22 protein-coding genes and 1 tRNA gene are annotated in these 18,872 nt (G+C 32.5%); 11 read left to right on the forward strand and 12 right to left on the reverse strand.

What is annotated here, in order from left to right; translation table 11 throughout:
- Positions 1-46: 46 nt before the first annotated feature.
- Positions 47-1,411: a KamA family radical SAM protein gene (locus tag ACX12B_RS02105; protein ID WP_459352498.1), complete on the reverse strand. Its 1,365-nt coding sequence runs from the start codon at positions 1,409-1,411 to the stop codon at positions 47-49.
- Positions 1,412-1,559: 148 nt separating this feature from the next.
- Between ACX12B_RS02105 and ACX12B_RS02110 the strand changes: the two genes are divergently transcribed.
- The 5 genes from ACX12B_RS02110 to ACX12B_RS02130 are packed head-to-tail and all read left to right on the forward strand — an operon-like array spanning position 1,560 to position 6,833.
- Complete coding sequence (locus tag ACX12B_RS02110) at positions 1,560-3,341, forward strand: mechanosensitive ion channel family protein (RefSeq protein WP_459352403.1); 1,782 nt, start codon at positions 1,560-1,562, stop codon at positions 3,339-3,341.
- 51 nt (positions 3,342-3,392) lie between these two features.
- The gene (locus ACX12B_RS02115) at positions 3,393-4,268 is read left to right on the forward strand and encodes a ribose-phosphate diphosphokinase (protein WP_459352404.1); all 876 of its coding nucleotides are present in this window, start codon (positions 3,393-3,395) and stop codon (positions 4,266-4,268) included.
- Positions 4,268-5,215 carry a TRM11 family SAM-dependent methyltransferase gene (locus ACX12B_RS02120; protein ID WP_459352405.1) on the forward strand — a complete coding sequence of 316 codons (948 nt, stop codon included), beginning with the start codon at positions 4,268-4,270 and terminating at the stop codon, positions 5,213-5,215. The genes ACX12B_RS02115 and ACX12B_RS02120 overlap by 1 nt, the downstream gene beginning before the upstream one ends.
- Positions 5,212-6,111 (forward strand): ribonuclease Z, encoded by a 900-nt coding sequence (rnz, locus tag ACX12B_RS02125; RefSeq protein ID WP_459352406.1) that lies wholly within the window; start codon positions 5,212-5,214, stop codon positions 6,109-6,111. The genes ACX12B_RS02120 and rnz overlap by 4 nt, the downstream gene beginning before the upstream one ends.
- Positions 6,111-6,833, forward strand: a complete 723-nt coding sequence (locus ACX12B_RS02130; RefSeq protein WP_459352499.1) for an SIR2 family NAD-dependent protein deacylase — start codon at positions 6,111-6,113, stop codon at positions 6,831-6,833. The genes rnz and ACX12B_RS02130 overlap by 1 nt, the downstream gene beginning before the upstream one ends.
- Before the next feature lies 1 nt (position 6,834).
- Here the strand turns inward: ACX12B_RS02130 and ACX12B_RS02135 are convergent, their stop codons facing one another.
- From ACX12B_RS02135 to ACX12B_RS02145, 3 genes are all read right to left on the reverse strand, one after another.
- Positions 6,835-7,560: a hypothetical protein gene (locus tag ACX12B_RS02135; protein WP_459352500.1), complete on the reverse strand. Its 726-nt coding sequence runs from the start codon at positions 7,558-7,560 to the stop codon at positions 6,835-6,837.
- A gap of 74 nt (positions 7,561-7,634) precedes the next feature.
- Positions 7,635-8,039: an RNA-binding domain-containing protein gene (locus ACX12B_RS02140; protein ID WP_459352407.1), complete on the reverse strand. Its 405-nt coding sequence runs from the start codon at positions 8,037-8,039 to the stop codon at positions 7,635-7,637.
- Complete coding sequence (locus ACX12B_RS02145) at positions 8,036-8,584, reverse strand: AAA family ATPase (protein ID WP_459352408.1); 549 nt, start codon at positions 8,582-8,584, stop codon at positions 8,036-8,038. Before ACX12B_RS02145 ends, ACX12B_RS02140 begins: the two co-directional genes overlap by 4 nt.
- Before the next feature lie 72 nt (positions 8,585-8,656).
- Here ACX12B_RS02145 and thpR point away from each other — a divergent pair, with 72 nt between their 5' ends.
- The 3 genes from thpR to ACX12B_RS02160 are packed head-to-tail and all read left to right on the forward strand — an operon-like array spanning position 8,657 to position 11,263.
- Entirely contained in the window at positions 8,657-9,199 is a 543-nt protein-coding gene (gene thpR, locus ACX12B_RS02150; protein WP_459352409.1) for an RNA 2',3'-cyclic phosphodiesterase, read from the forward strand.
- Complete coding sequence (gene cca, locus ACX12B_RS02155) at positions 9,196-10,527, forward strand: CCA tRNA nucleotidyltransferase (RefSeq protein ID WP_459352410.1); 1,332 nt, start codon at positions 9,196-9,198, stop codon at positions 10,525-10,527. Before thpR ends, cca begins: the two co-directional genes overlap by 4 nt.
- Positions 10,502-11,263, forward strand: a complete 762-nt coding sequence (locus ACX12B_RS02160) for a serine/threonine protein kinase (RefSeq protein ID WP_459352411.1) — start codon at positions 10,502-10,504, stop codon at positions 11,261-11,263. Before cca ends, ACX12B_RS02160 begins: the two co-directional genes overlap by 26 nt.
- A 60-nt stretch (positions 11,264-11,323) precedes the next feature.
- On the opposite strand, the gene ACX12B_RS02165 is transcribed toward ACX12B_RS02160, so the two are convergent.
- Both ACX12B_RS02165 and ACX12B_RS02170 read right to left on the reverse strand, forming a co-directional pair.
- Positions 11,324-11,803: a hypothetical protein gene (locus tag ACX12B_RS02165; protein WP_459352412.1), complete on the reverse strand. Its 480-nt coding sequence runs from the start codon at positions 11,801-11,803 to the stop codon at positions 11,324-11,326.
- 70 nt (positions 11,804-11,873) lie between these two features.
- Positions 11,874-11,947 (reverse strand) — tRNA-Pro (locus ACX12B_RS02170).
- A 56-nt stretch (positions 11,948-12,003) separates the two neighbouring features.
- Between ACX12B_RS02170 and ACX12B_RS02175 the strand changes: the two genes are divergently transcribed.
- The gene (locus tag ACX12B_RS02175) at positions 12,004-12,213 is read left to right on the forward strand and encodes a hypothetical protein (RefSeq protein ID WP_459352413.1); all 210 of its coding nucleotides are present in this window, start codon (positions 12,004-12,006) and stop codon (positions 12,211-12,213) included.
- On the opposite strand, the gene ACX12B_RS02180 is transcribed toward ACX12B_RS02175, so the two are convergent.
- Entirely contained in the window at positions 12,214-13,362 is a 1,149-nt protein-coding gene (locus ACX12B_RS02180) for an NAD(P)/FAD-dependent oxidoreductase (RefSeq protein ID WP_459352414.1), read from the reverse strand.
- Position 13,363: 1 nt separating this feature from the next.
- Positions 13,364-14,104, reverse strand: coding sequence for an SDR family oxidoreductase (locus ACX12B_RS02185; RefSeq protein ID WP_459352415.1), 741 nt, complete (start codon positions 14,102-14,104; stop codon positions 13,364-13,366).
- Positions 14,105-14,205: 101 nt separating this feature from the next.
- Here ACX12B_RS02185 and ACX12B_RS02190 point away from each other — a divergent pair, with 101 nt between their 5' ends.
- On the forward strand, positions 14,206-14,427 hold the full coding sequence (locus ACX12B_RS02190) for an AN1-type zinc finger domain-containing protein (protein ID WP_459352416.1): 222 nt from the start codon (positions 14,206-14,208) through the stop codon (positions 14,425-14,427).
- Here the strand turns inward: ACX12B_RS02190 and ACX12B_RS02195 are convergent.
- The gene (locus ACX12B_RS02195; RefSeq protein ID WP_459352417.1) at positions 14,424-14,708 is read right to left on the reverse strand and encodes a hypothetical protein; all 285 of its coding nucleotides are present in this window, start codon (positions 14,706-14,708) and stop codon (positions 14,424-14,426) included. The two genes, ACX12B_RS02190 and ACX12B_RS02195, sit on opposite strands and share 4 nt — an antisense overlap.
- A gap of 32 nt (positions 14,709-14,740) precedes the next feature.
- Positions 14,741-15,298 (reverse strand): DNA replication complex subunit Gins51, encoded by a 558-nt coding sequence (locus ACX12B_RS02200; protein WP_459352418.1) that lies wholly within the window; start codon positions 15,296-15,298, stop codon positions 14,741-14,743.
- A gap of 54 nt (positions 15,299-15,352) precedes the next feature.
- Here ACX12B_RS02200 and glnA point away from each other — a divergent pair, with 54 nt between their 5' ends.
- Positions 15,353-16,813 (forward strand): type I glutamate--ammonia ligase, encoded by a 1,461-nt coding sequence (gene glnA / locus ACX12B_RS02205; RefSeq protein ID WP_459352419.1) that lies wholly within the window; start codon positions 15,353-15,355, stop codon positions 16,811-16,813.
- Positions 16,814-16,818: 5 nt separating this feature from the next.
- Here the strand turns inward: glnA and ACX12B_RS02210 are convergent, their stop codons facing one another.
- A complete protein-coding gene (locus ACX12B_RS02210) occupies positions 16,819-17,088 on the reverse strand; it encodes a hypothetical protein (protein ID WP_459352420.1) in 270 nt (89 codons plus the stop codon).
- 55 nt (positions 17,089-17,143) lie between these two features.
- Entirely contained in the window at positions 17,144-18,853 is a 1,710-nt protein-coding gene (gene thsB / locus ACX12B_RS02215) for a thermosome subunit beta (RefSeq protein WP_459352421.1), read from the reverse strand.
- Positions 18,854-18,872 lie beyond the last annotated feature (19 nt).

Here is an 18,872-nt window from a genome sequence, read left to right on the forward strand (position 1 = left end):
TAATGTTATCATGTAAGATAGAATTGTCAAGATGGTCAGGTAAATTTTAAGATTCTGGATAATCATCAACAGGATGAGATTTTTTGAAATTCTTCATCTCATCTTCAAAAAAGAATTTTTCAGTTAATGCAGGTTTTAGATCATCTAACCAAATTGCATTTTCATCATATTTTGCAAAGAATGGGACTTGAACCCAATCAGGATTTCTACCCTGTAAGAATCTTAAAACAATGACTTTTTGATCATTTAATTGAGCAGTTCCAATAACGTGTACTTTTCCAGGGGTTGCAGACATACTAGGTCCACGAACAGTTCGTGCTAGACCACTTACTGACGAATATGCTTTTCTAAAAATATTGTATGCTTTTACCAATGGAATTCCAAAATAGTGCTGAGCGCCAGTATCTCTAACAACGAACATGTAATACGGCACACATCCTAGCTGTACTTGCTTAGTCCACATCTTTGCCCACATTTCTGCGTCGTCATTTATGTGAGATAAAATAGGGGATTGTGTTCTAATTTGAGCACCAGTTTTTCTAATTTCCTTGATTGCAGATTTTACAGCATTTGTTGATAATTCGTTTAGATGATTGAAATGGGCCATAAATGCTAAGTGCAAACCACTATCAGTAATCTTTCTAAAAACATCAAGCATTTCTTGTGAGTCAGAATCAGTCAAGAATTTGTATGGCCAATAAGAGAGAGCTTTTGTTCCAATTCTAATTGTTTTAAGATTTGGTAATTTTGATTCAATTAAAGCATCCACATACTTTGAAAACATTTTTGCTTTCATAATCATTGGATCACCACCTGTAAAAAGAACATCAGAGATTTCTGGATGTTCTGAAACATATTGCACAAGTTGTTCACCTTCTTGCATTGCGAATTTCATTTCATCCATACCTACAAATTGTGGCCATCTAAAACAAAAGCTACAGTAAGCATGACATGTTTGACTTTGGCTGGGGAAAAACAGACATGTTTCATTGTATTTATGCTGCATTCCATAAAGTTTGGTTCCATCTTTTAATGCAGGAACATTTAGTTCCATTTGGCCTGCAGGATGGGGATTAAGTTGTAAACGAATTTCATTTGCAATATTTGCTATTTCTTTTTTATCAGAATTATTTTTTAAAGCAGTTTCCATTTTGGAATAATGTTCAGGTTTTAACATTCCTTTTTGAGGAAAGGTTAGAACATACATTGGATCGGTGGGAATGTTATTCCAATCAATTAATTGTTCAACGACATAATTGTTTGCTTTAAATGGTAAAACATTTCCTACAACTTCCATTTCAAATTGTTTTTCTTCAGAAATATTCTGAATTTGTGGAAGATCACGAAAATTTGATAGTGTGTAAGATTTTAGTGATGGAGAACCATCCCAAATTGATTCTTGAAGGGTCACTTTGTTAGTAGTACACATTCCATTGTTAAAGGTTACACGTATGTTACGCATGAAATTTTCATTGATTTTATATTAAATTTGAAAATTTTATCAAAAATGATAATATGGGTTAAACTTTGTATTCTACGAATAGGAGATTAAGAGATACATGGCTGAAGAGATTATTGATGCAGTTGCAGGACAAACCAATGAATTTCAGAGTGTTACTGAATTAATTGCATCTTCAGAGGCACTACAAGCTGCATTTTTGGTGTTAATTGTTGGAATCATATCAATAGTTTCAGTTTATCGTATTTTTTCAAAGTGGGTGAGATCTCAAAAATTTCACTATGTCAGACCGCATCTTTCTAAATTTATTCAGGTGGGAGTATTACCGTTCTTCGCTATAATTCTGATTACAAGTATGAATTTCTACATCCAGTCTTTTGACATTTTTGAAGAAGCAAAGATAGAATTGGAAGAGGCTATCAAAGATGCAGAAGAATCAATAGTAAATATTGATAGATTAAGTCCCGCAGAGACATTTGCAAAAATACTAAACAGCATTAACATTTTGGTTATAGGCTATTCAATAGCTCATCTAATTCCAATAGCACTTAATAAAAGACAAAAATCAACTGAGGAAAAAGAGGATTTTGAAGCATGGAAAGAGATGAGGGGATTCAAAGATGACGAAGGAGATTTATTCCATAAACTTTTCAAATGGGTTCCACCTGTAAACACACCTGAAGATATTTCTGAAGAAGAATTTCAAAAACATCTACAAGCTGATGGGGGAGTAAAATTTCTTGAAGAGTTTAGAACAACTAAGGGATTACCTATTGGTAGTTACGAAGAGCTTGTAAAGAATCCATTTGAAGAATGGAAAAAAGCTGAAAGAAAAAAATATCTAGATTACTTTAAGAAATGTGTTTCAGGAAACAACCAATCAGGGAAAAAACTAAGAACTGGACAAGAAGATGAAGAGATTTATCCAATAGATACATGGAGAGAAGAAAAAAGATTAAACGGATATGAGCCAATTATTCCTGGCGGTAGACCTCCAGGATATGCAACAAGAAAGAGAAAAAATCTTCCAAAATCAATTTCACAAATTTTACCTTTAGGAATTTTCATTGCCGTAATTGTTGGTATTATTAGTTGGTGGGGAGTAGATCTTATTGTACTTGCTACTGCTACAGGTGGACTAGCAATTGGAATTGGTTTAGCATTACAAGAAACAATGCAAAATTACTTTGCGTATATTTTGATTCGTAAGGATAAGATATTTTCTGAGGGGGAGAGAATATTGTTAGATACTGGGTATAATGGATATGTACACAAAATTACGCCTAGAGTAACGTATATCAGAAATGCACTAAACGAATCTTTTGCAGTAATTCCAACAAGACAATTAGTGAATTCTCAGATTATCAACTATTCAAAAGAGATCAAGATGGTACCTGCAATAGTAGAAGTAGGTGTTTCATATCTTAATGATCCTAAACAAGTTGCAGCAATTCTTGTTAAAGTTGGAAAACGTGGAATGAAAGAAATAGTTGACGATAAACAAAGACACCTAGTTGTACAATTAAGATGTCCATATCTAGATGAAAATAAACCAAGTTGTGGATGCGATAAGGACATTCATGTAGATATAGCTCAACCAGTTGTGAGATTTAATCAATTCAATGATTCAGCATTAGATTTCTCATTATGGCTTTATGTAAGAGATTACGGAGCACAATTCAAGGCTAAGACAGAAATGAGAATGATCATGTATGAAGAATTCAAAAAATATGATATTAGAATTCCATGGCCAATTCGAACAGTCTACCAGGGAGATGAAAAAAGAGAATCTGAAGAAATCGGTAAACGTGATTCAGATAGAGACAAAGTAATTGACGAATATGGAATAGGAGACATAGGACGTGGTAGTGGAGAGGATTGATCTTACTTCTTTTCTCAAAACTTAAGAATCCCATTAATTTACAATTTCTTGATGAGCAAACTTTCAGTAATTTCAGGAAAAGCTTCTGAAGATTTAGCAAAAAGGATTTCAAGAAAATTAAAAGCAAATCTTGTAAAATCTGAAATTAGAGTTTTTGCTGATGGAGAAAGTAAGATTACACTAAAAGGAATCATATCTAAAAGAAAATCAATTGTTGTTCAATCAATTTATCCACCTGTTGATACAAATCTCGTACAAGCATTATCATTAATCTCAAAAGCTAAAGAAACATCATCTGAGGTTATCGTTGTAATTCCTTACATGGGATATGCTAGACAAGATAGAGAGTTTTTACCAGGAGAAATTGTTACCATGAAGGTTTTAGCAAAATTATTCAAAGGTGCAGGTGCATCAAAGCTCATCGCAGTAGATATTCACAGTTTAATTGGACTCAGGCATTTCACTATAAAATCAAAAAATGTATCAGCTGTTCCAGATTTGGCCACATATTTTAAAAAATTGAGCCTAAAAAATCCACTAATTGTTTCGCCTGATCAAGGTGGAAAAGAAAGAGCAAAAGAGTTTGCAAAAGAAATGGGAATAGAATACATTGCATTACAGAAAAAAAGAGATAGGAAAACTGGGAAAGTTCAGATAAAAACAAAAAAAGCTGATGTTACTGGACGAGATCTAATTTTAGTTGATGATATGATCAGTACTGGTGGAAGTATAGTTAATGCTACAAAATTTCTTAAAAAAGAAAAATGCAAAAGAGTTTTTGTTGCATGTACACATGCCCTTTTGATGAATGATGCTGAAAAGAAAATAAAAAAATCTGGAGTGACAAAAATTGTAAGTGCAAACACCATTCCAGGTAAAACATCAATTGTTGATGTATCAAGTACAATTGCAAAGGCAATAGTGTAATGCCAGAAAGTTTTTTCGTATTATCTAAAGATCAATTAGAAATTGCAATAGATGAAATTAGTGTGATTGCCAAGACTTTTGACAGATTTTCAAAAATTAAAGTTATTTCAAACTTAGTAATTATTCAATCAAAAACTAATTGGTATGAAATTTCAAAGAGAGCATCATTTGTAAAGACATCAGGTCAGATATTACGGAAAATGTCTGGATTATTTTTAGATGAAGGGAATTTTGAAATATTAAAAAATGCAAAAACGTTTGTTTGTAGAATTATTAATTTATCATCAAATCAATTTGACATACCAGAATTAGAAAATTCTATGGGAGATATGATTTCAAAATTCTCTAATGCAAAGGTAAAACTTGAAAATCCAGACATCACAGTATATCTAATTTTTACAAACAAAGAAAATTTTTTTGGGTTTTCAAAAATAATCAAGACAAAAGAGAGGCCAAAAAAGGCAATATCTCAGCCACATGAATTAGATTGGAAGTTAACAAGAGCTATGATTAACCTAATTGGGTTAAAAAAAGGACAAACAGTATGTGATCCATTTTGTGGCACAGGTACAACGCTTTTAGAAGCAGAATCTATGGGTATTCATGGAATCGGTTTAGATTTTGATGAAAAAATGGTTGAAATTACAAAAAAGAATCTTAAAGAAAATGGCTATAAATCAAAAGTAATTCATTCAGATTTTCAAGAAATTAAGAATATTTCTGACAAATTTGATGGTATCGTGACAGACTTTCCATATGGAAAAAATACAAAGACGTCAGAAAAACCTGAAGAAATTATAAAGAGATTTCTGACCATTATGCCAAAAAGAAAGAAGATGGCAATAATGTACAAAAAAGAATTCGGAGACAGTCTAAAGCTAAAAGGATTAAAAAAATATCAAATCTATAGGCATAAAAGCTTGACAAGGATAATTTTGATAAAATGAAACTTGTATTTCTGGGAACTTCAGCTGCACAACCAACTGAAAACAGAGGATTATCCTGTATTTGTTTAGAAAGAGAAGGGGAAATTCTCATGTTTGATGCAGGTGAAGCTGCACAGATTTCCTATATGAAATCAGGATTAGGTTGGAATAAAAAAATGAAAATTTTTGTAACACATCTACATGGAGATCATTGCGTAGGGATTTTAGGATTATTGCAAACAATGTCAATGCAAAATAGAACTGAAACATTAGAAATTTTTGGACCTAGTGGAATTGAGGAATTTATTGCTGCAAATATCAAAGTTTTAAATTTCGGATTATCATTTCCTATCTTAATCAATACAATTAAAGATGAAAAAATTTTCGAAAATGAAAAATTTTCAATACGTGCATGTAAAGCAAATCATTCAATTGTTGCATTTTCATACCTATTCGAAGAAAAAGATAAGCCTGGAAGATTTAATGTTGAAAAAGCTAAGGAATTAGGAATACCTGAAGGAGAATTATGGAATAAACTCCAAAATGGAAATGAAATTAGAATTAATGAAAAAATAATAAAACCTGAAGACGTGTTAGGAAAAAAACGTCCAGGTAAAAAAATAGGTATTTCAGGAGATACAATGCCAACAAAAGAGTTAGAAAAATTTTTTGAAGAATGTGATTATCTTGTATTTGATTCTACGTTTCTGGAGGACGAAAAACAAAAGGCCCAAGATACATGTCACTCAACTGCAAAGCAAGCTGCTACATTAGGAAAAAATGCTAAAGTTAAGAATCTTATCTTAACACATTTTTCAGCAAGATACAAAGATGAAGTTGGACATTTGAAAGAAGCAAAAGAAATTCATGATTCAGTGATTACTGCAAGAGATCTTTTAGAAATAGAGATTAAATGATGTTTGAGTCACTAAAAGAAAAAGTAAAGAATTTTCAAAAAATTGTTTTTGTTACAGGTGCAGGAATTTCTCAAGAAAGCGGAATTCCTACATTTAGGGGCAAAGATGGCCTATGGAGGAATTATGATGCCATGAAATTGGCTACAATAGATGCATTTTATAATAATCCTAAGCTTGTTTGGGAGTGGTATAATGAAAGAAGGAGTAATATTTTTTCAGCGATTCCAAATGAGGGTCATAAAGCAATTGCAGAACTAGAGAAATTTGCAGATGTGGTTGTTTTAACACAAAATATTGATGGATTACATCAAAAAGCAGGCAGCACTAATGTGTTAGAATTACATGGAAGTATTGTAAAAATAAAATGTACTGTTTGTGATTTTCGCGATGAAATCATGACAGAATTTTCTGAAAATCCTCCTTTATGTAAATGTGGAAATATTTTGAGACCAGATGTTGTTTGGTTTGGAGAATCTCTTCCACAAGATGTATGGCAAAAAGCAATAATTCATGCAAACCAATCAGATTTAATGATAATTGCAGGAACATCACTTGTAGTATCTCCTGCAAACACCATTCCAATTTATGCAAAACAAAATAATGCTATGTTAATAGAAGTCAATCCAGAAAATACTGAAATGTCATCAGAGATGGATATGACAATTAGAAATACTAGTGCAAAAGTACTGCCAGAATTTGTTTCATTGTTTAAAACAAATTAAATTATGATTGTGAAAATATTCCATTTATTTGTGAATCAGAAGAATCACCAGGATTAAACACTGATGATGTAACTGTACCATAATCTTCGTGTTCAACTATCATATCTACGTAATACGGGGTACTTGAAATATCATGTACTGTTGTTTCAAAATTTGAAGTAAAAAATGTTCCAGAAAAAATTTCTTTTTCGTTAGTTCGAATAATTACGTCAACACTTTGTGTTTTTCCACTTGAATCAGAATATTGAAGAAGGATTTCATCAGTTGATTCTTGTGTAGTAGATAATGATAATGTTTCATGTATTAGTGGAGATTGATTGTTTGTGGTAATTGTTTCAGATTGAGAAGATTGTGTGGTTGTTGTAGTTTCAGAATTATCTGAGAAGAGATTTTTGATAGATTCCACAGGATTAAAATTTGAAATTTCTTCACTAATAATTTCTTGAGAAGATTCTCTTGTTTCTGTTATTTCATTACTAATTTTATCTCCAGCCTCACTAATTTCTTCAGTTATAGCATTACTTGTAGAGTCAACAATTTTATCAATTGATTGATCAATTCGTTTTTCTACAGAATCAGATGCTTTAGCACCAAAATTTGAGACATCACTCTTAATGGAATCAACAACAGTTGCAGATGTTGATGGAAATAGGGTATCTATCTCATTTGAGAAAACCATTCCTCCTAAAACAACTATTCCTATGATTATGCCTAATTTTATGAACATTTGTTGATAATCCAAAAAAATGGATTTTAGATTCATACTAAAAAAAATAGTTAAAAATGATTGAATTTTCTTAGCTAATTCTTATCTCCATAGACAAACCAATCAATAATTTCATCAATTTTTGATGAAGTGAAAATTACTTTGATTGGTCCTAATGGGGATTCTTCAGATTCCTCACAAATTGCTATTTTTTCTACATATGCAGCTTGTTTGTTTAGATAAAACCAAGTTGAATTATCTCTTAGGTTTTTTTGCATATTTCTTCGATAGGTTTTTTGAGATTGTTTTGAATGAATTGTCTCGTATATCTTTTCTAAAGAATTAAGATCTTTTGATTCTGCATAAATGGAAGAATTTTCAATTTTAATTTTAGAATGTGGAAAAATGTTTGATATCGTTTTTTGAGTTTTTTCAGAATCTTCTGAGGGATTTATTGCACAAAACATTTCAATTTTACAATTAAAATTTGGAATCTTCATTCTACCCAACTTTGGATAATTTCATATGCTGATTCTATTAATTCGTCTTTTGTTAATCCAATGTTTGATATTGCATAATCAGATAATGCAATAGAGTTACTAATTCCAACACCTAATTCACGATTATCTCGTTCCTCAAAATGCTCTTTTGTTTGAGGATCATCTGATCTACCTCTCTTTTGTAGAAAATCAAATCTGGTGTCAGTTGATGCATGAATAGCTAACAATTTTACATTTCCAATCTTTCTAAGAACTTCAATTTCATCATTTGAACGAATTCCATCAATTAAAATTACATTAGAAGTTGATGACTCAATTTCTGGTTTGATTAATTCAGCTACAGCACCAGGACCATTTTTTTCTCTAAGTTCAAGCATTAATTTTCCAAGATTTGATCTTGAAGGCTCCAGGTTTCTTTTTTTAGCTTCTTCCCTTACAGTATTTCCCATATTGATAATATCATAGCCTTTTAGTTTTAGACCATCAGCAATGGTGGATTTGCCTGCACCTGGCATGCCTGTTAAACATACAATTAATTTTGTCAACGTATATCAAAAAATAAACTCGTCTATGAAGCTACCGGAAATTATTATAAAGATACAGCAAAAAAAGTTGTAATGCGAACTTTTGTAGCAATTGAAATTTCAAATAATGACGTAAAAAATGCGGTAAAAAATTTTCAAAATAATTTAAAAATTAATGCAAAACCAGTAAATTCAGAACAATTACACTTTACATTACAGTTTTTGGGAGAAATATCAGAAGAACTAGTAGACAAGGTAATTGAATCATTACAAACAATCAAGTTTACTGAATTTAGTATAAACTTGAAAGGAATAGGGGCATTTCCTAAACCAAAGTTTCCACGAGTAATTTGGATTGGAACTGATGAGGAAGGTGGAAGGAATCTAATTGAATTAGCAAAAAAGGTACAAAATGTGCTAAAACCCTTAGGATTGGTTTCAGACAAGCCATTCAAACCACATATTACAATATTTAGGATTAAAAAGAAGATTGGAGACATAACAAAGGAATTGAATGAAGAGAAACTCATGGATTTTGGAATACAGAGAGTTTCTAGTATTAAACTGAAAAAAAGTGAACTTACATCTAGTGGACCAATTTATTCTAATTTAGAGGAGGTAGTTGCTGTAAGATGAAGAAGATCATTTCTAGTGTAATGAAAAATGTAATTCCAACAAAGACAGCAGAAAAATCAAAAAATCAAATTGCAGAATCAGCATTAGAGTTAGTAAAAAAAGAAATTGTGAAATTTCCTGAAATTATTGGATTAGAGTTTGGAGGATCGTTTGCTAAAGGTACATGGCTAGCAAAAGACGCAGATGTTGATATTTTTGTAAGATTCAAAAAATCAACTTCAGAAGAGAAATTTGAAAAAATTTCTAAAAAAATTGGTTTTGATTCATTGAAAAAATTTTCTCCGTATGTAAGATATTCTGAACACCCATATGTTGAGGCTAAAATGAAGGATACAAAGATCAATGTGGTTCCATTTTATGATGTTAAAGTTGGGGAATGGAAAAGTGCTGCAGATAGATCACCATTTCATACAAAATTCATGGCAAAATCATTAACACCAAAAATGAGAAATGAGGTTAGAATTCTCAAAGCATTTCTAAAATCAAATGGAATTTACGGTGCAGAAATTGCAAAACAGGGATTTAGTGGATATGTTTCAGAAGTTTTAGTTTTACATTTTGGTAGCTTTGAAAATGTCATTAAATCAATTTCAAAAATTGAAGAAAATCAAATTATAGGAAAAACTTCAAAAAAATTTAATACCTCTTTAGTAATAATCGATCCAATAGATAGCAACAGAAACTTAGCTGCAGCAATTTCTGATGAGAATATTGGAAAATTCATCCTTGTTTGTAGAGCCTTTAAGGAAAATGCCAATATGGGATTTTTTAAAAATAAGAAATCAAAAATGGCAAAGAAACATTGGGAAAATCTGTTATCAGTAAAATTTAGTTTTAAAATTAGAAGTCCAGATATAATTTGGGGACAGATCAAAAGGGCTACTTCATCATTGAGTACACAATTAGAATTAGCGGGTTTTACAGTACTAAGGAGTAAAGCCTACACAGACCAACAAAAGGAAGCATACCTCTTTTTCTTTTTGGAATCAACAAAAATTTCTAGTCTTTATGCAAAAAGTGGACCAGAATTTTTCAGAGAAGGTAGTTCTAAGAGTTTTATTTCTAAAAATCTATCAGATGCAGAATTAATCTGGATAGGACATAATAAAAAAATAATTTCTCTAGAAAAGAGAAAATATGTAGATGCTGACAAATTCATGGCTAAATTTTTGAAAAACAATCTTCAAACCGGTATGCCAAAAGGACTGCAGGCTGACTTTAAGCGTGGTTTCAAAATTGGTGTTGGAGAAAAAGGATTAAGTAAATCAATTAAAGAGGTTGCAAGTGAGTTGATCTCAACAGATGGCACACTCCTTCATTTCAATTAAGAAATTTTTGGATGAGCCATACTCAAGAATCCTTGGATATCCCAAAGCAACGCCACGTCAAATAAAATCTCGAATAACTGAATTAGAGAAATTAAAAATTAAATCAATTTCATTAACTGGTCCTATGACTCTTGGAAAATTAGAAATTCTTGGAAAGGGATACGTAGGCATAGTGGTTCTTGCAAAAAGAGGCAGTAAACAAGTTGCACTAAAAATTAGAAGAACAGATTCGCAAAGAAAAGAAATGAAGAGTGAGGCAGGATTATTAAAAATAGTAAATTCTGTGAGTGTTGGACCAAAAATGTTTGATGTAAGCAAGAATTTTTTGATAATGGAATACATTGAAGGAGTAAAAATTATTGATTGGATTAATTCATTAAAAGGAGTAGGTAGTGCAAAAAAACTAAAAACTACAATAAGGAAAATTCTTGAGGATTGTTATAGTTTAGATCAAATAGGTTTTGATCACGGTGAATTAAGTAATATCTCAAAACATGTTATTGTTGGAAAAACAAAATCAACCTTAATAGATTTTGAGAGTTCTAGTGTCAAGAGAAGGCCATCAAATGTGACATCAATTACTCAGGCAATTTTCATTGGTTCAGGAATTGCAAAAAAAGTACAAAAAATTTACAAAAATCCACCTAAGGAAAAAATTATTGGTGCTCTAAAGCAGTATAAACAAGAAAAGTCTCTTGAAAATTTTCAAAGTCTCTTGAAAATTTTAAAATTGTAATGCAAAATTGAATCAATTTTGAATAATAATTTAGATGTAAAATGAAAATAAATTATTTATCTAACGACCGCCGCCATCATCGCCACCGCCAGAAGTTACAAAGAATGGCAAATCATCAAATCGGGGTTCAGATGCGCCTTGTTCTGTTACAGATACAAAGTTTAGTACATTTGTACTAGCACCTACAGGAACTTCACCTGTTACTTGGGTTCCATCTGGAGTTATTGTAAGTTCAAAATTTGGAATTGTGATACCATCCTGAGGATCTGTAAATTCTTCATAAAATATTACTACGTCTCCTTGTTGAATTCTTCCTTGAGGATCAGTTATTGTAAAACTAGTTTCTATAGGTCCAGAGGTTGGATCAATTGTTGGAACTGCAGCGTTAGGGTTTTTCTCACATGATTTTGCATTTGGATTTGATTTCTCACATCCATTGTTTCCATTGTTAGAATCTCTATCTGCAAAGACATCATAAGATAATCCTATTCCACCTAGAATCAGAATACTTGCAATTAGTGGAATGACTATTTTATTCACTAATCTGGAAATGTCATAGATTTACTTAAAGATGATCTGAATACGCAAAGATGTGAATTGATTGGTAGAATGGGACCGGCAGGATTTGAACCTGCGACCACTAGTCCCCCAGACTAGTATCATACCAAGCTAGACGACGATCCCTTGTTTCAGAGGCACAAAATGAAATTATTAAATCGTCGTATTAACATACAAAGAATATGAAGATTTGTAATATTTGCCATAAGATTTCTGGAACTGGACAAGATCACATAGATTGTATCCAGAAAAGAAGTATAGAGTTAGAAGCTGAAGATTTCAAAAATAGTATTCCTGAGAAATTGAATCTTTCTAAAAACGATCAAGATTTGGGTGTGGAAGTTAGAGCAGTTCTAGAGCATCTAACAAGAGAAAAAGATAATTCTGATTGATTAAAGCCACTTTGATAGTCTTTCTTTTTCAAATTCATGTTTGTTTGATAGGTTTTCAGATGTTTGCTCAGAGATACTAGTGGAAGGTTCTGGGTTTGAAAACATATCAACTTCAATAATTGAAGCTGTTTCTCTACCAGATTCAATGAAGCAACCTCCTTTTCCATCAAATAATTCAGATTCTTCTTTTGATTGAAGTTTTGAAATAATATTTTTTGCAACAGTGATACCTTCACCTTCTGCAAAAATTCCTGCTTTTGGCACTGCCTTATTTTCTGAAACAACCAAGCTAGTAACATCGCCTATTGCAAATACATTTTCAAAAGGAGTTTTACAATCTCTATCTATTGTAATAAATCCAGGTTCTTTAGCTAATCCAGAATCATAGATAATTTTTGGAGCAATATGAGGTGGAACTGCTAATAGTAAATCAAATTCAGCTTCACCACTTTCAAAAATCATTTTGTTTGGTTCAACTGATTTTATTTTAGATGAATTATGAAAAACAATCTTTTCAGAATTAACTAGTTTGAGAATTTCTTTGCTAACTTCTGGACCTGCTGCAGGCAAAGTAATTGGAGCTGGGCTGTAAAAATCAATTTGAACATCATCACGTACTCCACGCTTTCTGAGCATAGAATCTATCAATAAACTAGCCTCAAATGGTGCTGGAGGACACTTGTATGGCATTCCCATTATAGAAATAGCAATTTTTCCAGAATCAATATTTTGGAGTTTGTTATGAATTTCTAAGAGTTGATCATGATCATACAAATTAAATCCATTCTCTGTTAACCCAGGAATTTTTTCTGGAGCTAAAACTGCACCTAGTGATATCACAAGAAAATCATATGATATGTTTTGTTGTTTTGCCTTAACATTTTTGTTTTGCAGATCAATTGATAATATCTCATCTTGTATGAAGTTGATTTCTTTTTTTTCTAGTTCATTCAAGTGGCCAATAGAATTTTCAAAAGTTCTAGTTCCATTAATGATCCATAATTTAGCAAACCCTACCATAAACCAGTCTTTTTTATCAATTATTGTGATTTTTACTTGAGATGAAGATAATGAATTTCTTATCTCATTTGCAGTAGAGAGTCCACCAAAACCCCCTCCCAAAATAACAACGTGTGGAATGTCTGTCAAGTTAACGTTCTTGTGTGGTAGGTCTTATTAGAATTTCATTAACATTGACGTATGATGGTGAATCTACTGCAAATAAAATTGCATTTGCAATATCTTCAGATTGTAGAGCTTCCATCTTTTTTGCATTCTCTACAAAACCTTTCAATGATTCATCAGTGATTGTATCGTTAAGTTCTGTGTCTACAACTCCAGGTTCAATACTTGTTACCCTAATGTTTGAGCGAACACTAAATTCTTGTCTCAGCCCTTCACTAAATGCTGCAACTGCATGTTTTGTTGCACAATAAACACTGCCAGCAGGAAAAACAATTCTTCCTGCTACAGACGATAGATTAACAATATGACCTGATTTCTTTTCTTTCATATGAGTGATAACTGCTGCAGTAGAATACAATACACCTTTGATATTTACATCAACCATTCTATCCCATTCGTCTACTTTGAGATTCTTAAAGAAGCTCAGAGGCATGAGTCCTGCATTGTTTACTAAAATATCAATAGAATTCCATTTTTCTAAAACAGCTTTTGCAAAGTCATCACATTCTGATTTTTTTGTGACATCTAGTTTTTGATAAAATACTTCTCCACCATTTTCAGTTATTTTTTTTGCAAGTTCTTCTAATCTGTCAACTCTTCTGGCACCAATAGCAACTTTAGCACCTGCTTTTGATAATGCTAATGCAGTAGCAAATCCAATACCGCTACTAGCTCCAGTTATTATTGCTACTTTATCTTTAATCAATTAATCACAGTGAATTATGACATCGTAAAAATGTTTAGACAAGAGAAAAATTCTCAAGAAAATTTGGCAACTTTATTAAAAGAAAAATGGTAAAGGAAATTATGAAGTCTGAAAAATGTGCATATTGTGGAGATTTAACGGATTTACCATTTCAATGTAATTACTGCAAGGATCCATTTTGTTCAGAACATAGACTTCCTGAAGAACATCGATGTGTTAAACTAAGCCAGATCAGAGCAAAACGATTTGGAGAAAAGAAAGTTATCAGAGATGGGGGAAGAGATAGACCAAATATTTTTAAAAGAATTTTTGGGCGTTTTTAGTAAGGACTCTTTTCAGGAGAAATTTTTGCACGTCTTCCTTGATAAATTAGTGCAATAGCAAGAGCAAACATTACCAATGCAGTTAATGGAAAGTTTTGTGGTGCTGGTAAAATGAACCAGTAGTATACCCCAAAACCAATTGAAACTACAGCTTGAGTCCATAGTTTTATCCACTTTGGGGCCTTTACTAATCTGCTAATTCCCTCAACAAGAAAAATTCCAATTACAGGATAAATTGTATAAAATAGAAAATCAATTACATCAACACCTGTATGAGACATCTAATTAGAAATGAATACGGTATAATTTCTATCTAATCTTCCAAACGAACTTTTGTTGCAGCGTTTTTGGCAATTAATGCCTGTGCATTTTCATATGGAATAGTCGCAATATCCTCAGTTTTGAATGGTCCATATTTTTCAAGATCAGCGCCTACGATTTCATCTACTTCTTGCAAAAATCTCACTGCAACTCTCTTTGTTTTGTGATTTTGAGACAAAGATTCAAGAAATTTTGATTTTCCATTAATTGTTGCTGAAAGAATCATTTCTTTTCTATCTTTTTCTTCTTCTTGTGAGTCTAGAATGAATTTTTCTTCATCAAGTAGAAAACCAATTTTAAGATCTTTTGATTTTGAAATTTTTTCTAATCTAATATTTATCAGCAAAGATGTTAGTTCTGTGGCCATTTCTATCATAGCATCTTTAATTTTGCTTTCAACACCATCAAATTCCTGTTTTTTCAAATTTCCTATAAAGTCAGACAGATTTCTGTAAAAGTTTGGATCGATTTCTAGTAAAGAATCATCTTCGGTTTCACGTAATACTACATGGTGCAGATAGTTGATATCAATTTGATTTGTTTCGGACATTTCTTACCTAATCCTTAAATGCTGGATGTATTTGTGTTTGATTGAAGTATAAAATTGCCCTATAAAGTCAGTCACGGAAAAGCAATTCAAGTATCGTATTCATCTGACGAAGTTTTCTCAAGAATTCAACATGAAGGTATTCAGTTCATTGATCTTCAATTTACTGGTTTAACTGGTCATTTTCATCACACTACAATTTCTGCAAATACTTTTACTCCTGAACAGATGAGAGACGGATTACCAAAATTAGATGGTTCATCAATTGTTGGATTTACAAGTATTGATGATTCAGATTTACTACTAAAACCTGATCCAAATACATTTGCAATAATTCCATGGATGACTGAAAATAAAACTGCTAGACTACTATGTGATGTCTATTGGGGGGAAAACAGAGGTAGATTATCAAGAGATCCCAGAGGAATTTCTCAAAAAGCTGAAGAGTTCATCAAGACACAAGGATTTGATTTTAGTACATGGGGTCCAGAGGTAGAATTTTTTGTTTTTGACAAAGTACATTGGGATGTTCTAACACCATACAAAGGACAGTCTTACTCAATTGAATCCAAAGAAGCTCCATGGACTCAATCAGGTGATGGATATCCTATGGGATTACAAGAAGGATACTATCCTAGTACCCCTGCAGATACTCTTACGCCATACAGAAATGAATGTGTAAATATTCTCAACAAGAATTTTGGAATTTTATGCGATAATCATCATCACGAAGTAGCAACAGCAGGACAATGTGAAATTGATATCAAATATGATTATATGACAAACGCTGCAGATGCTGCACAATCTTACAAGTATGTAATTAGAAACGTTGCACAAAAGTACGGTAAAGTTGCAACAATGATGCCAAAACCAATTGCAATGGATTCAGGTTCAGGAATGCACGTTAATGTTAGTTTATGGAAAGGAAATGAAAATGCATTTTATGATCCAGATGACGAAATTGAATTAAGCCAACTTGGAAGATACTTTTGTGGTGGAATAATTAATCACGCAAAAGCATTATCGGCAATTTGTAATCCAACTACAAACTCTTACCATAGATTAGTTCCAGGTTATGAGGCTCCAGCATACATTGCATGGAGTTCTGGAAATCGTTCAGCAATAGTTAGAGTTCCAAAACATCTGAGAGGTAAGAATTATTCAAATCTGAAGAGATTAGAGTTCAGAGCTCCTGATCCTTCATCAAATCCATATCTAGTATTTGCAGCAGTAACTGCTGCAGGAATGGATGGAGTTAAGAAGAAAATGGATCCTGGAGATGAAGTTCGTGATGATATTTTCAAAATGACAAAAGGTGATAGGAATAAGAGAGGCATAGGTGTTCTTCCAAAGAGTCTAGGAGAAGCACTTGACGAGTTAGAAAGTGACAGAAAATTCCTCAACCCAATTTATACAAATGATGTAATTGATAAAATCATTGAATTAGAAAGAAGAGATCAACGTGAGATTTCCATCAGACCGCATCCACATGAATTTTATCTATACTTTGATGTTTAGACTCTTCATATAAGTTGGAAAATATAGTGTAATGAGATTGTCATTAGAGCAAATCCTCCTCCAAGAAATATTCCTCTTCTTTTCTCTGATGTTGCAGCTTTGTATAACAATACGCCACCTGCAAGACCTACAAACAATACCAAAACTCCTACAACAAAACTATCAAAACTTGTGTTAGTGATTAACGGATGAAAGAATCCTGCGAGTAATGCAAAAAATGCAACCAAATAGACATACTTGAAACCAGTAAGGGCTTTTGATGAAGTTTTATTCAACGCTTTTCGTAAAGTTGATTATCAAATAAACTTTTGAAATTCTTTTCAAAATAATTTACATCATTCCGCCCATGTCAGGCATTCCACCCATTCCAGGCATTCCACCCATTCCAGGCATTCCACCCATTCCAGGTGGCATTCCGCCTTCACCACCGCCAGGAGGACCACCAGCAGATTTCTGGGTAGCAATTACATCATCAATTCTAAGAATCATACATGCAGCTTCAGCAGCTGCTGATACAATTTGGAGTTTTACTGCAAGAGGTTCAATGATATCACTTGATTTCATGTTTCCAATTTTTCCTTTCATGACATCTATACCAGTCCATTTCTCACCTTTCTGTTGTTTTGAGCGCAATAAAGTAAGAGTATCAATTGGATCCATTCCAGCATTCTCAGCAAGTGTTAATGGGATTGCTTCTAAAGCATCAGCAAATTTCTCTGCAGCTAGTTGCTCTCGTCCTTCAAGAGATTTAGCCCAGTTTCTTAGTTTTGTAGCAGCATATGTTTCAGGAGCTCCTCCACCTGCTACAATTTCTGGTTTTTCGATTACATCTTTTACAACCATTAAAGCATCATGAACAGAACGTTCTACTTCATCAACTACTCTTTGTGAGCCTCCACGAAGAAGTAATGTTACAGATTTTGGATGTTTACATCCTTCAACAAATACCCATTTGTCTTCCTCAATCTTTCTTTCCTCAACAAGGTCAGCATCACCAAGATCTTTTTCAAATAGATCATCAAGGTTTGTAACTATTCTTGCACCTGTTGCTTTCGCTAGTTTTGTCAAGTCACTTTCTTTAATTCTTCTAACAGCGATAATTCCAGCTTTTGCTAGATAATGTTGTGCCATGTCATCAATTCCTTTTTGACACAAGACTACGTTTGCGCCAGAACCAATAACTTTGTCAACCATTGTTTTTAGCATTCTATTTTCTTCATCTAGAAATGATTTCAATTGTTGTGGATTTGAAATGTTAATTTTGGCATCAGTTTCAGTTTTGCTGATTTCTAATGCAGTATTAATTAAAGCAATTTTAGCTTCATTGATTTTTCTTGGCATGCCTCCATGAACAATTTCTTTGTCCAAAACAATGCCTTGAACAATCATTGAATCTTTTATTGAACCACCGGCTTTCTTTTCAACTTTAATATCATCAATGTCAACATCATAACTCTCAGAGTCTTTTTCTGCAACAGCAAGAACTGATTTTACAATTATATCTGCAAGTTGATCAGAATCTTTTCTAACAAGTTTTGTTTGCATAGAAGTTTTAGCAATTTTATTTAGAATATTCTTATCATTTGGTGAAATTTTATCTGAGATGCTCTCAAGGAATTGTTTGGCTTTTCTTGCGGCCTTTCTGTATCCATCAACAATGATTGTTGGATGAACATCTTGATCAATTAATGATTCAGCATTCTCAAGTAAGGCACCTGCCAAAACTACAGCAGAGGTTGTTCCGTCTCCAACTTCGTTATCGGTTGTTTTAGAAATTTCAACAAGCATTTTTGCTGCTGGATGTTGTACATCAATCTCTTTGAGAATTGTTGCACCATCATTTGTAATAGTAACATCTCCTAGTGAATCAACTAACATCTTATCCATTCCTCTAGGACCTAAACTGGTATGAACAATTTCAGCGACTATTTTTGATGCAGCAATGTTGTTCTTTTGTGCATCTCTACCTTTAGTTTCTGAACCGCCTTCTTTAAGCAATACGACTGGCATATTTCCTTTGGAAGTAGCTTGCATACCCATTGATGCAAAAACTCCAGAT

It is taken from the genome of Nitrosopumilus sp. S6 (assembly GCF_054515815.1).

Bases quoted from the DNA above. Each gene is read 5' to 3' on its own strand.
- ACX12B_RS02130 (WP_459352499.1), top strand. From the start codon at position 6,111: ATGTTTGAGTCACTAAAAGAAAAAGTAAAGAATTTTCAAAAAATTGTT.
- ACX12B_RS02190 (WP_459352416.1), top strand. From the start codon at position 14,206: ATGAAGTCTGAAAAATGTGCATATTGTGGAGATTTAACGGATTTACCA.
- ACX12B_RS02160 (WP_459352411.1), top strand. From the start codon at position 10,502: ATGGCACACTCCTTCATTTCAATTAAGAAATTTTTGGATGAGCCATAC.
- thsB (WP_459352421.1), bottom strand. From the start codon at position 18,853: ATGGGTATGCAAGCTACTTCCAAAGGAAATATGCCAGTCGTATTGCTT.
- ACX12B_RS02175 (WP_459352413.1), top strand. From the start codon at position 12,004: ATGAAGATTTGTAATATTTGCCATAAGATTTCTGGAACTGGACAAGAT.
- ACX12B_RS02115 (WP_459352404.1), top strand. From the start codon at position 3,393: ATGAGCAAACTTTCAGTAATTTCAGGAAAAGCTTCTGAAGATTTAGCA.
- rnz (WP_459352406.1), top strand. From the start codon at position 5,212: ATGAAACTTGTATTTCTGGGAACTTCAGCTGCACAACCAACTGAAAAC.
- ACX12B_RS02120 (WP_459352405.1), top strand. From the start codon at position 4,268: ATGCCAGAAAGTTTTTTCGTATTATCTAAAGATCAATTAGAAATTGCA.
- ACX12B_RS02140 (WP_459352407.1), bottom strand. From the start codon at position 8,039: ATGAAGATTCCAAATTTTAATTGTAAAATTGAAATGTTTTGTGCAATA.
- ACX12B_RS02135 (WP_459352500.1), bottom strand. From the start codon at position 7,560: ATGTTCATAAAATTAGGCATAATCATAGGAATAGTTGTTTTAGGAGGA.
- thpR (WP_459352409.1), top strand. From the start codon at position 8,657: ATGCGAACTTTTGTAGCAATTGAAATTTCAAATAATGACGTAAAAAAT.
- cca (WP_459352410.1), top strand. From the start codon at position 9,196: ATGAAGAAGATCATTTCTAGTGTAATGAAAAATGTAATTCCAACAAAG.
- ACX12B_RS02195 (WP_459352417.1), bottom strand. From the start codon at position 14,708: ATGTCTCATACAGGTGTTGATGTAATTGATTTTCTATTTTATACAATT.
- ACX12B_RS02200 (WP_459352418.1), bottom strand. From the start codon at position 15,298: ATGTCCGAAACAAATCAAATTGATATCAACTATCTGCACCATGTAGTA.
- ACX12B_RS02110 (WP_459352403.1), top strand. From the start codon at position 1,560: ATGGCTGAAGAGATTATTGATGCAGTTGCAGGACAAACCAATGAATTT.